This window comes from Synechococcus sp. B60.1 (assembly GCF_047462555.1).
Classification (GTDB): domain Bacteria; phylum Cyanobacteriota; class Cyanobacteriia; order Thermostichales; family Thermostichaceae; genus Thermostichus.
Window position 1 is genome coordinate 1 of record NZ_JANSJN010000100.1, and the last position, 10,193, is coordinate 10,193.

Sequence of the window (10,193 nt, forward strand, 5' to 3'; positions counted from 1 at the left end):
GCAAACGGCGGGCAGACAACAAAGCCCGCTCTTGGGTTTTGTTGGGGTACAGCCGAAAGGTCTGCCGCCTGACTACCCGTATAGTCTCAGTCACCCTTGTGGCTCGGTCGTCACCACAGTCAGTCTAGCACCGGAACGATAGGCGGGGTGGCGACGTCGACGCAACACACCCGGAATCAGTCAGGAGGCGCTATCCCTCCCCACCGTATAGACAGTGGGGAATCCCGCGCCTTACGTTGAAGCTGCGGGTCGATCAGGGGATCCCGCCCAGCCAGCGCCGCCAGCTCCACCAGGGATCCCCTCTCCTGGTGGCCCTAAACAGCTCGGCCACTTCTTCGCCGCTGGGTCGAGCCCTAAAGGTCTGGAGGACGCTGTAGAGGCCGGGCTCTTCCTGCTGCCACAGGCTCCAGGGATCCGGGTAGGCGCGAAACAGGGCTCCTTCCAGCAGCGAGCGCAGGTAGTAACTGGTCTCAAAGGTGCTCAGGAAGCGTTGCCGCAGCCGGCGCCCGGCCAGCCCCACCCCCACTGCGGCGGCATCCTGAAGTTGTGGGTTGAGGAGAACGACGGGCTTGGGATCCCGGCCTTTGGCAGCCAGCCCAGAAGGATCGCCGCCGCTCACCACCTGGCAGACCCGCTCCACCTGATCCAGGCTGTAGACTGCTGGCATTACAAACAGGACGCTCTGGTCTGGTGTAGGCTGCGTGCGGGCAGTCAGGCTTTGCAGTTGCATCCCGTCGGGAAGGGATCCCCACTCCCGCTGGGCCAGGGCTGCTCCGCCGGCATCGCTGAACAACACCAAAGCCGGTGGCGGCAGCAGCTCCAAGAACGGACGGGCTAAGACTTCCGGCTTGATGTCGGGAGCGAGGATCTCGATGAGCAGGCGGCGATACCCCGCCTGGATAGCCAGGCGTGTGGCCTGGATGGCCTGCTCGCAGGCTTGGGCCAGATCGCCGGGCAGGTGGGGAAACTGAGTCAGTTGCAGTTGTTCAGCCACGGTCTCATCCCATCAGATCCATCAGATAACAAGATTGCAACAGACGCTCAGCCGGACAAGTCTTCCCAAGCCCTGTGGGTGAGCAGTTCTTCCAGAACCCGCACCCCCCGCAGTTGGTTGGAAAGGGGCAGGTGACCTTTGGGGGCAGACAGATCCCAGGTGAACTCGTCGGGGTAGCGGGTCCAGTGGTAGCCTTGTTTCCAGCCAATCAGCGGCCAGAGGCGCTCCCAGTTGCGATTCACCCCCAGCCAGAGCTGCCGCTGCACGGAGTAGCCGAAGCGATCCCCGGAGGCCGCCCGCCACAGGCGATCGATGGTGCGCAGATCCTCTGCCGGGATCCGGCTCACTTCGGAAAAGTACAGCCAGCCCCGCCGCGCCGCCCCCTCTCCCGCTGCCCGGCACAGCAATTGCAGGCTCAGCCGATCCGCTTCCAGCCAGGCTCCCGCCGCTAACAACTCCTGGAGAGGCCGATAGTCAATGTCCAGGGCTGAAATCAGAGGGACTGTCACCATTGCCGTTGCAAAAGGTTTCTTTCGAATTCTAGTCCCTGTTGGCGGCCCACTCAGGGTTCAGGAGGATACTTGGGCGGGTTCCCAAAGACGATGCGATAGCCAAGATAAGCCACCCCTAGCAACCCCGCCAGGATCCACAAGAAGGCTGAGAAGGGCATGTAGGAAAAAAAGACAAGATAGACCCGGCGGCTGAGCCAAGAAAAAATGAGATAGACTGCCGCCAAGAGGCCGATCCCTTGCAAGGTGCGGAAAGCCGGCACCCGCGAGAGCGGCATGCGCTGCCGCGCCACCCAGATGGAGCTCAGAAAATAGTAGGGAGGCACCAGCAGCAGAAACATATCCGCCTGCTTCACCACCGCCTGCCAGCCAGCCGTGTTGGTGGCATAGGCCAAGTAACCGGCCCAGAGGACAAGGCTCACCGCTGCCAAGCCGATGTTCAAGCTGAGCAAAAAAGGCTCTTCCCACTGCCCCGGGATCCAGTGGCAGAGAACCCAAACCAGCCAAGGAGCCGCGAATAGCAGGATCGCAATGGTCAAGCCGTTGGCATTTAACTGAGTAAAAAATGTTTCCAATGTCATGAGGGCTGAGGGGACAGGAGGTCACTTTCAATAGTAATGGTAGTGGTAGTTCCAATCCCTCGCCAGAATTCGTAAAATACCCTGAAAAATTACAGCCAAAAAATTGCGTCCCTGCTGGGTCAGGCTTTCCAGGCGGGCGAAAAGGGATCCTTTGACTTCACCTTTTCTAGGGTGCTACTGAGTACATCTGGAGGGATCCCGGAGGGTACCCATAAAGTGATAGGGGGGCAAGGGAGGGCTCCAGTCCAGTTGCCAGCGGGGGTGAGCTGCCACCCAGGTTTGGGTGAGCTGAGCTGCCGCTTCCCGTTCGGCAGGGGTGAGCAAAAAGTAAAGCCGCAGGACTTCTCCCGGCTGCGGATCCCCTCTTTGCACTGGCCAGGTGGAGGGCCAAAGCTGCTGCAGGGCTGCCAGCTCCTGTTCTTGCTGCTCTTGGGCCTGTCGTTGCAGTAGATAAGCTTGTTTGCGGGCCAACAGATAGGCTGTGCCGCTGGGGGCGGGTTGGGGATCCGGGGAGGGCTGGGGCGACAGTTTTCCTTTCAGGCAATACTCGGCTCTTCCCCCGATGGCCGCAAGGGCCTGTTCGTACTCTGCCTGCTGGGCCAGTAGGTGGGATCCTAGCTTTTCGGCTGAGAGAAAGCAGGTGCCAAAGCGCAGGGGCAGCAGGGGCATTTGGGCAAACAGCCGGCAGATCACCTGGTCGTGGCGCAGGGCAGAACGCACCAGCACCTCATCCGAAGCCTGCAGCGACGCAGGATCCGGCATCGGCTCCACAGCAGCGGCAATTCGGCCTCCCGGGGGGGAAAACACCTGCAGTGGCCCGCGGATCCCTTGAGTTTGTTGAATGAAATGCCAAAGCGGTGCATCTGGCATCGGCAAGAAGGCATAGGTGTAAAGGGGGCTGCCAGCGCTCTGTTCACTGGGTTCCGGTAAAACTGGCATTGGGTCGGATCGGGGGTAGGCTTTTCCTCTCAGTCTAAGCACACTTGCTGGCGCTTTTCGCCCTGGGGGGCTGCTACCGGCGACCTGGAGATGCGGTAGACTAACCTGGCAGGGTTCTTCAGGTCTGGGGTGTTCGGGGCTGAAAGGCTGCTGGGGGGCAGGTGGGATCCCCCCTTTCCGTGCCTCTACAGGTAAAACTATGACCAGCCGCTCAGACTTCAAACCCTTGGAAACCTTTCAAAAAGAAGAGATCGAACGCTTGCGGGATCTGCTTCCCGCTTCCCTCCGGCCCTTGCTCAGCGTTGTCCCCCACTCGGGAGGTGGGGCCCTGTTGTTCTCCCGCCGCAAGGCCCCCTGGCAGCCCCAGGGCATCATCGCCATCGACTTTCGTCGCTGGCAAGGGATCCCGCAGCCGCAGCGGGATCTCCTGTTTTTGCGGGAGGTGGGCTGGTTCGACAATCGCAACTGGCTACAGCCGGGGTTTTACCAGTCGCTGGCCTTGCTTGGTGGCATCACCACCGTGGCGGAGCTCTCTTGGCAGCACCCGTTTTCTGCCCTGTTGGCGGGTGGCATCACGGCGCTCTCGGTTCGACAGATCTGGCAAAACCTGAATCGGGAGAGCGCCCATTTCGATGCCGACGAGTTTGCCCTGCGCCGTGCCCAGTTCCGCGGCTACACCCGCCAAGAGGCGGCCCAACACCTAGCAGATGCCCTGGAGCAGGTTCTAAAGCTGGATCCCACCGACATCCTGACGGCACTGCGGCTGCAGCGGCTGAGAACCATTGCCCGCAACCTCACTCCCTCACCTGGGAGCTCCTAAGGCCAGGTGCACCTGGGTGATGGCCACCCGACCGGAGAAGCAGATATCGGTATCGGTCTGGGGATCGCGGGCTCGCTCTGCGTAGCGACCCTGGTAGCGAAACCACACCGATTCCAAGCCTTTCCCCTCTGCTTCTACGGCGTAATCGAGCGGCAGCGGCTGTGTGCAGAGGGGGCAGTAAACTCGCTCCGGCAAAGGGGATCCTGGTGGCAGGTGGGGCAAATTGACATTCCAGAAGGAGCCGGCTGGCAGGGGTTGTTCCATCAGCTCGGCCAAGATCTCCCGCGTCCACCGCTGTGCCTGTTCCCAATCGATGGGTTGGCTCCCTGCCCGATACTGGGAAATGGCAATTCCCCGGATCCCGCGCAGCGCCGCTTCCCGCACCGCCGCCACCGTGCCGGACAAGTACACATCCGATCCCAAATTCCCTCCCTCGTTGATGCCAGAAAGCACCCAATCCACGGAAGGAGCGAGCTTAAACAGGGCCACCCGCACACAGTCGGCAGGGGATCCCTCGACAGCAAAGGTGCGCTCGCCGCGGGCCCAGGCGCGAAAGGGCCGCCCCGTCGTTACCTGGTGACTGCAGCCGGAAATCGGCTGGTGGGGGGCCACGATCCAGCAGTTTTCCTCGGCAACGAGAGCGCTGAGGGCCAGCCTGAGGTGCGCCAGCCCTGCCGCCTCGATGCCATCATCGTTGGTCAGCAATACCTTCATCTGAATTCCTCTACCGGCAACTTCCTGGGTTAGCCTGAATCGCAAATCTCCGTTGCAGATGGGATCCAAATCTGGAGATCTGAAGTGCAAAGGCAAGGCGGATCCCGTTCTTCTTCTAACCTATCCCTAGGGGGTTGGCGTCTCCTGCGCCGCAGCCCTCGACCCATGATCCTGAACTGATACCGGAGGATTGCGATGACCACACGGGTAGCCATCAACGGATTTGGACGCATTGGCCGGTCGTTTTTGCGGGCGCTGCTCTCCCAGCCAGAGCGAGGGCTGGAGGTGGTGGCGGTTAATGATCTAACTGAGCCGGAAAACTTGGCCTACCTCCTGCAATTTGATTCTGCCTACGGGCGCCTGCCCCAGACCGTGAGTGCTGTGGACAGACACCTGCAAGTCGGCAGCCACAAGATCCGGGTTCTGGCAGAACGGGATCCGGCGCAACTGCCCTGGAAAGACCTTGGGGTTGACCTGGTGGTGGAGTCCACCGGCCTGTTTACCAAGCGGGAAGGGGCAGTCAAACACCTAGAAGCTGGCGCCAAGAAGGTGATCATCTCCGCCCCTGCCAAAGGCGCCGACCTAACGGTGGTGATGGGGGTCAACGACGACCAGTACGACCCCGCGCGGCACCACATTGTCTCCAACGCCTCCTGTACCACCAACTGTCTGGCGCCGCTGGCCAAGGTCTTGTTGGATCGCTTCGGCATCGAGACGGGCTTTCTCACCACCTGCCACGCCTACACCGCCACCCAGGCCATTGTGGATCGTCCGGATCCCAAAGACTATCGGCGGGGCCGCTCGGCAGCGGTGTCGATTGTGCCTTCCACAACCGGAGCAGCTACGGCAGTTGCCGAGGTTTTGCCTGCCCTAAGAGGGAAAATGGATGGTCTGGCGCTGCGAGTGCCCGTGCTAACCGGCTCGATTGTGGACTTTGTCGTGCGCACCGAGCGGCCCATTACCAAAGAGGCGGTTAACCAAGCCTTTGTCGAGGCTGCTGAAGGGCCGCTGCGCGGCATCCTCGCCATTGCCCCGCCACAGATTGTTTCGGCCGATATCATCGGCGATCCCCACTCTTCGATTGTGGATCTGGAATCAACAATGACGCTGGGGGATCGCACCGTGAAGGTGCTCTCCTGGTACGACAACGAGTACGGCTACGCCTCGCGGCTGGTGGATCTGGCGGTGAAAATGGCGGCTGCGCTGTAGAGCTCAATCCCAGCCTAAGTCGGTGCGCTCCAGCCAGGAGCTATCCAGGGCAGCCAGCGCCTCAGCTGCAGCTACGCCGGTTTCAGGGTGGCGCCAATGGGGAGCGATCTCGCACAGCGGGGCCAGGACAAAAGGGCGCTCCATCATGCGAGGGTGGGGCAGGGTTAGCTCAGGGCTCTTCAGGATCCGGTTGCCCATGGCCAGCAGATCCAGATCTAGCGTTCTGGCCTCCCAGCGGATGCGCCGCACCCGCCCCGCCTCCTGCTCGATGGCCAGCAGCGCCCTCAGCAACTCTAGGGGCGATTGGTAAGGGGGAAAGGGATCCAGCGCCACCACGGCGTTGAGGTAATCCGGCTGCCCCGGCGGCCCCCCTTGGGCAGGGCTGCGGTAGAGGCTGGAGCGGGCCACCACCTGGCCCAGCCGCGGCAACTTCTCTCCAGCCGTGCGCAACTGCTGCAGCGGATCCCCCAGGTTGCTGCCCAAAGCAATGTAGGCCAGGTCAGGCTTCATGGAAGAGCAGGGCGACGGCGGACGATCTCCACGTAGACATCCTCGAACAGGCCCGGCAGGGGAGCTTGCGGCTTGTGCACCCGCACCGTTAGGGCTTCCAACTGGGGATAGTTCTGCCACAGCCGCTCAGCAATCCGCTCTGCCAACGTCTCGATCAGCCGGTAGCGTCGCTGGGTTACCTCTTCCCGCACCGCCTCGTACACCTGGGCGTAGTCCACTGTGTGGGCTAGGTCATCCGCTTGGGGAACCCAACCAAGCTGCATCTCCACATCCACCACAAAGCGCCCTCCCAACACAGCCTCCTCAGGACGATAGCCGTGGTGGGCATGGAAGCTAAGACCCCGCAGCACCAGCCTAGTGGGGTTCATCGTGGAGACCTGCCCAAGCTGCCAGAGCCGAGACATGGGCCGGGACGTTGTGCACCCGCACCAGGGTAGCGCCCCGGCTGGCGGCAAAGAGGTGCACGGCTACGCTGGCGCTATCCCGCTCCCTGGGCACAGCAATCCCGGCAAGCTGGCCAACAAAACTTTTGCGCGAGGCTCCCACCAGCACCGGGTAGCCATAGGCCACCAGCCGTGGCAGCGCTTTGAGGAGGGCAATGTTCTGCTCGGCGGTTTTGGCAAAGCCCAGGCCGGGATCCAAAATCACACTGGGAACACCGGCTGCCAGCGCCCGTTCTGCTTGGTCCTTGAGAAAGCCAAAAACTTCCCCTTCGAGGTCGTCGTAGTGGGTGAGCTGCTGCATGGTGCGCGGTTCTCCCCGCATGTGCATGATGATTGCCGGCACCCCCTTCTCGGCACACAGCTGCATCATCTGCGGATCCCGCAGCCCAGTGACGTCATTAATCATGTGCGCTCCGGCTGCTAGAGCCGCCGCCGCCACCTCCGTTCGGCGCGTATCAACGCTGATGAGAATGCCGGATCCCTCTAGAGCCCGGATCACGGGCAAAACCCGGTCGCACTCCACCTCCACCGACACCGGCTCCGCCCCCGGCCGGGTGGACTCGCCGCCGATATCCACAATCAAGGCTCCCGCTGCTGCCATGGCCTTGGCTGCCTGCACGGCTGCCTCTACGGATCCCCACTGGCCGCCGTCGCTGAAGCTGTCAGGAGTTACATTCAACACTCCCATCACCCCAACGCCTCGCCAGGAGAGGCAGTAGCCCTCTGACATCTTTTCCGCCCCCGGCAAGGGACGGCGGGAGGTCAAGCTATGAACACCCATAACCGTTGCAAGCTGCGTGTTGCAGGGCCAGGGGGAAGAGTTTTCCACCACCCGGCATGGCATTCCTCTCGATCTCAAGTCCAGCACAAGCCTGCCAGGAGTCCACAAAGTTTCTCAACGAAATCTTTGCAAGGCTGCGGTCATCAAGAGGCTATGCCGGAGAAGGATCCCCCTGCCCGCTCAGGCGCAAGCAATAGCCCAAGCTCACAGAGGAACCCCTGTTGCTCTAGAACATGATGTCGTCTTCCGAACGACCCCAAATGCACCAGATGATGGAAGCAAAAATTGCCAAGTAGACCCAGGCCATCGGCCCGTATTGCAGTAGATCCATCAACGTATCCCTAAAACAAACATTTGTTTATCTAGTCCAATTATTGTGATGTTTCGTTACAGCGTCAACGGTTTTCTCAGGAAAACGGTCGGACTGATAGAAGACCCCCTGAGCCCATATCCTCTGCCCAAGGGGGCTAAGTCTTTTTGCCTAGGGACAGTGAGCAAATCTTAAATTTCTGAGAAAACCCATCTTGCCTGAGCAGGGAGGCAGAGGGAGACCTAGACGTTGAAGCGAAAGTGCATCACGTCCCCTTCCTGCACTACGTAGTCTTTGCCCTCGCTGCGCACCAGACCCTTCTCTCGGGCAGCACTTAGGGATCCTGCTGCCACTAGATCCTCATACGCTATTGTTTCTGCCCGGATAAAGCCCCGCTCAAAATCCGAGTGGATCACCCCCGCTGCCTGGGGAGCAGTGGCACCGGCAGGGATCGTCCAGGCGTGGGTTTCTTTGGGGCCGGAAGTAAAATAGGTGCGCAGACCCAGCAGCTCGTAGGTGGCGCGGATCAAGGATTTCAGCCCCCCTTCTTTCACCCCCAGCGAGTCTAGATAAGCCTGTCGCTCTGCAGGCGGCAGCTCCACCAATTCCGCCTCCACCTGGGCCGAGACCACCACCACACGCGCCCCTTCCGCCTGGGCCACTTGCCGCACCTGCTCCACCCAGTCGTTGCCGGTGGCCAGCTCTGTTTCCGCCACGTTGGCGGCGTAGATTACCTTCTTGCGGGTAAGCAGCCCCAGCCCCTTGATGGCAGCCTCCTCCTCCGGACTAAGGGGCACCAGGCGAGCTGGCTTGCCCTCGTCCAGAGCAGCCTGTAGCTTTTCCAGGGCCTGCAGCTCCACTTGAGCCGTTTTGTCGGACTTGGCCTGCTTGCGCACCCGCTCCAAACGCCGCTCGATCTGCGCCAGATCCGCCAGGGCCAGCTCCAGGTTAATCACGCCTATGTCTCGCAGGGGATCCACGGAGCCAGCCACGTGGACAATGTTCTCGTCCTGAAAGCAGCGCACCACATGCACGATGGCGTCCACCTGGCGGATGTGGGAGAGAAATTGGTTGCCCAGCCCCTCGCCTTTGCTGGCACCGGCTACGAGCCCGGCAATGTCAACAAACTCAATCTGGGCGGGGACGATTGCTGCCGAGCCGCTGATCTTGGCCAGCACCTCTAGGCGCTCATCCGGCACCGCCACCCGTCCTATGTTGGGCTCAATGGTGCAGAAAGGAAAGTTGGCCGCCTCGGCTTTGGCGTTTTCGCAGAGGGCGTTAAAGAGAGTCGATTTGCCCACATTGGGCAGACCAACAATGCCAGCTCTGAGCATGAGAGGCTAGGGTAACGGCAAGGGGATCCGTTGCGAAACTTTAACTATTCTGACGTTAGCATTGGTTGCCGCCGGCTGGTGCTCCCTCACCCCCTTCCCTGGAGTTGTCCTCAGACCCGCTCCAAAAAGACCACTCCCTCGACATGGCCCGTTTGGGGAAAGAAATCGGCAGCTCGCCATTGGGTTAGGCGGTAGGATCCCTCGGCCATCAGGATTTGCAGGTCGCGCGCCAAGGTGGCAGGGTGACAGCTAATGTAGACGATGCGCTGAGGTTGTCGCTGCTTCAGGATCTCGAGCACCTGCAGGTCGCAGCCGCGCCGCGGCGGATCCAACACCACGATATCGGCAGGAGGCAGAGTCGGCAAAACCGCTTCTACTGTGCCCTGGAAAAATTGGGCCGAGGCGATGCCGTTGAACTGGGCATTGTAGCGGGCCTGGGCCACCGCCGCCGGCAGGACTTCCACCCCTATCGCCCGTTTGGCCCGCCGGGCCAAGAGCAGGGTTAGGGTGCCGATGCCGCAGTAGGCGTCTAGGACGATCTCCTCGCCACGCAGCTGGAGCTGATCCACTATCCAGGTAAAAAAGGCCTCCGCCTGCTCCGTGTTGACTTGAAAGAAGGAGGTGCTGTCAATCCAAAAGGAAAGACCGGCCAATTCTTCCCGCAGGGATCCCCGCCCGGCAATGACCTCCGTTTGCGGGCCAAAGATGACGTTGGTGCGGGCCGGGTTGAGGTTAAGACAGACCCCCACCAGGTCAGGGTAGCGCTGCAGCCAGCGCTGGGCCCACCTTTCCAGATGGGGCAGGTCGCGGCTGCAACTGACCAAGGTGAGGAGCACCTCACGGGTGCGGCGGCCAATGCGCAAGCCCAGATGGCGCAGGTGGCCCTGGTGGCGGCTTTCGTCATACACGCTCCAGCCAGTTTCCTGCAGATCCTGCTTTATTTCCCTTAGGAACACATCCAGCCGCTCGTCCTGCACAGGGCATTGGTTGAGGTTCACCAGGCGGTGGCTGCCCGGTCGGTAGTAGCCCATGCGCAACGGCTGGCCCTC

The 10,193-nt window shown here is 61.3% G+C and carries 12 protein-coding genes; 2 read left to right on the forward strand and 10 right to left on the reverse strand.

Annotated features, from left to right (window positions below):
- Positions 1-253 precede the first annotated feature (253 nt).
- The 4 genes from NW863_RS10670 to NW863_RS10685 all read right to left on the reverse strand — a co-directional run bounded on the left by NW863_RS10670 (position 254) and on the right by NW863_RS10685 (position 3,023).
- Positions 254-994: a DUF1995 family protein gene (locus NW863_RS10670; protein ID WP_414335814.1), complete on the reverse strand. Its 741-nt coding sequence runs from the start codon at positions 992-994 to the stop codon at positions 254-256.
- A 47-nt stretch (positions 995-1,041) separates the two neighbouring features.
- Complete coding sequence (locus NW863_RS10675) at positions 1,042-1,506, reverse strand: GUN4 domain-containing protein (protein ID WP_414348126.1); 465 nt, start codon at positions 1,504-1,506, stop codon at positions 1,042-1,044.
- Positions 1,507-1,556: 50 nt separating this feature from the next.
- Positions 1,557-2,042, reverse strand: coding sequence for a hypothetical protein (locus NW863_RS10680; RefSeq protein WP_414366267.1), 486 nt, complete (start codon positions 2,040-2,042; stop codon positions 1,557-1,559).
- A gap of 216 nt (positions 2,043-2,258) precedes the next feature.
- Positions 2,259-3,023, reverse strand: coding sequence for a GvpL/GvpF family gas vesicle protein (locus NW863_RS10685; RefSeq protein WP_414366268.1), 765 nt, complete (start codon positions 3,021-3,023; stop codon positions 2,259-2,261).
- 199 nt (positions 3,024-3,222) lie between these two features.
- On the opposite strand from NW863_RS10685, the gene NW863_RS10690 reads away from it, so the two are divergent.
- Positions 3,223-3,843 (forward strand): DUF3318 domain-containing protein, encoded by a 621-nt coding sequence (locus NW863_RS10690; protein WP_414366269.1) that lies wholly within the window; start codon positions 3,223-3,225, stop codon positions 3,841-3,843.
- Here the strand turns inward: NW863_RS10690 and surE are convergent.
- Positions 3,826-4,557, reverse strand: coding sequence for a 5'/3'-nucleotidase SurE (gene surE, locus NW863_RS10695; protein WP_414366270.1), 732 nt, complete (start codon positions 4,555-4,557; stop codon positions 3,826-3,828). The two genes, NW863_RS10690 and surE, sit on opposite strands and share 18 nt — an antisense overlap.
- 195 nt (positions 4,558-4,752) lie before the next feature.
- Here surE and gap point away from each other — a divergent pair, with 195 nt between their 5' ends.
- Complete coding sequence (gap, locus tag NW863_RS10700; RefSeq protein WP_414366271.1) at positions 4,753-5,766, forward strand: type I glyceraldehyde-3-phosphate dehydrogenase; 1,014 nt, start codon at positions 4,753-4,755, stop codon at positions 5,764-5,766.
- A gap of 3 nt (positions 5,767-5,769) precedes the next feature.
- Here gap and folK read toward each other — a convergent pair whose 3' ends face one another.
- The 5 genes from folK to rlmD form a co-directional block, all read right to left on the reverse strand.
- Positions 5,770-6,276 (reverse strand): 2-amino-4-hydroxy-6-hydroxymethyldihydropteridine diphosphokinase, encoded by a 507-nt coding sequence (gene folK / locus NW863_RS10705; RefSeq protein WP_414366273.1) that lies wholly within the window; start codon positions 6,274-6,276, stop codon positions 5,770-5,772.
- Positions 6,273-6,644 (reverse strand): dihydroneopterin aldolase, encoded by a 372-nt coding sequence (folB, locus tag NW863_RS10710; protein ID WP_414366274.1) that lies wholly within the window; start codon positions 6,642-6,644, stop codon positions 6,273-6,275. The genes folK and folB overlap by 4 nt, the downstream gene beginning before the upstream one ends.
- Positions 6,631-7,500 (reverse strand): dihydropteroate synthase, encoded by an 870-nt coding sequence (gene folP / locus NW863_RS10715; RefSeq protein ID WP_414366276.1) that lies wholly within the window; start codon positions 7,498-7,500, stop codon positions 6,631-6,633. Before folP ends, folB begins: the two co-directional genes overlap by 14 nt.
- A gap of 552 nt (positions 7,501-8,052) precedes the next feature.
- Positions 8,053-9,144, reverse strand: a complete 1,092-nt coding sequence (gene ychF, locus NW863_RS10720) for a redox-regulated ATPase YchF (protein ID WP_414366278.1) — start codon at positions 9,142-9,144, stop codon at positions 8,053-8,055.
- A 110-nt stretch (positions 9,145-9,254) separates the two neighbouring features.
- On the reverse strand, positions 9,255-10,193 hold a 939-nt coding region (gene rlmD / locus NW863_RS10725), incomplete at its 5' end, for a 23S rRNA (uracil(1939)-C(5))-methyltransferase RlmD (RefSeq protein ID WP_414366280.1).

Bases quoted from the DNA above. Each gene is read 5' to 3' on its own strand.
- folP (WP_414366276.1), bottom strand. From the start codon at position 7,500: ATGGGTGTTCATAGCTTGACCTCCCGCCGTCCCTTGCCGGGGGCGGAA.
- NW863_RS10685 (WP_414366268.1), bottom strand. From the start codon at position 3,023: ATGCCAGTTTTACCGGAACCCAGTGAACAGAGCGCTGGCAGCCCCCTT.
- folB (WP_414366274.1), bottom strand. From the start codon at position 6,644: ATGAACCCCACTAGGCTGGTGCTGCGGGGTCTTAGCTTCCATGCCCAC.
- ychF (WP_414366278.1), bottom strand. From the start codon at position 9,144: ATGCTCAGAGCTGGCATTGTTGGTCTGCCCAATGTGGGCAAATCGACT.
- NW863_RS10675 (WP_414348126.1), bottom strand. From the start codon at position 1,506: ATGGTGACAGTCCCTCTGATTTCAGCCCTGGACATTGACTATCGGCCT.
- gap (WP_414366271.1), top strand. From the start codon at position 4,753: ATGACCACACGGGTAGCCATCAACGGATTTGGACGCATTGGCCGGTCG.
- folK (WP_414366273.1), bottom strand. From the start codon at position 6,276: ATGAAGCCTGACCTGGCCTACATTGCTTTGGGCAGCAACCTGGGGGAT.
- NW863_RS10690 (WP_414366269.1), top strand. From the start codon at position 3,223: ATGACCAGCCGCTCAGACTTCAAACCCTTGGAAACCTTTCAAAAAGAA.
- surE (WP_414366270.1), bottom strand. From the start codon at position 4,557: ATGAAGGTATTGCTGACCAACGATGATGGCATCGAGGCGGCAGGGCTG.